This window comes from Undibacterium sp. TJN19 (genome assembly GCF_049339485.1).
In the GTDB taxonomy this organism is placed as follows: Bacteria; Pseudomonadota; Gammaproteobacteria; order Burkholderiales; family Burkholderiaceae_D; genus Undibacterium.
Genome location: NZ_JBMPPL010000054.1, coordinates 1 through 690, shown reverse-complemented (window position 1 = coordinate 690; position 690 = coordinate 1). Strand labels below are relative to the sequence as shown.

Below are 690 nucleotides of genomic sequence, written 5' to 3'. Positions count from 1 at the left end.
GACGCGTCTGCCTTCACAGGTAACCTGACCATCAACCTGGGCAACGGCATCTTCACAACAGGTGCAGCAGATACATCCGGTTCCGCACAAAACGTCTCCATCATCGGCGGCAAAGGTAACGACACCTTCATCCTGGCTGACACCATCGAAGCTGGCGACAGCCTCACAGGCGGCGACGGTAACGACACATTGATCGTTGTCAATGGCGGTAACATCACAGCCACCTCCAGCGTTGTCACCAAAGTGGAAGCAGTCCAAGTTCTGTTGAACAATGCGGCACAATCCGTTGACTTCAGCAAACTGCCAGACGTCACAGGCGTATTGGTTCGTAACGTCTCCAACACCTTTGTTGCAGCCCCAGCCGACTCCGCACCAGTTGCAGGTACATCCACATTCAACCTGAACAAACTGACCGTCGGCCAAGCAGCAGCCATCACTATTCAACACAGTGATACAGGTTCCAACGGCATCACCCAAAACATCATCAATGCCCGTCTGGCAACAGACACAGCCAACGACACCGTGGCATTGACGATCGCTGAAGGCTTGAACACCGACCCACGTTTCAACGTCACCCTGACCACAGGCGCGTCTGAAAACGTCACCATCATTGATGCTGATTCTGAAAACAACACCGTAGCCCTGGGTAGCGTTGCTTCCCATACAGGCACAGTCACTATCGGTACAGCA

1 pseudogene is annotated in these 690 nt (G+C 53.6%); it reads left to right on the top strand.

Going from position 1 to position 690, the window contains the following annotated elements:
• Positions 1 to 690: pseudogene (locus ACO0LH_RS28485) on the top strand (hypothetical protein); the annotation flags it as partial.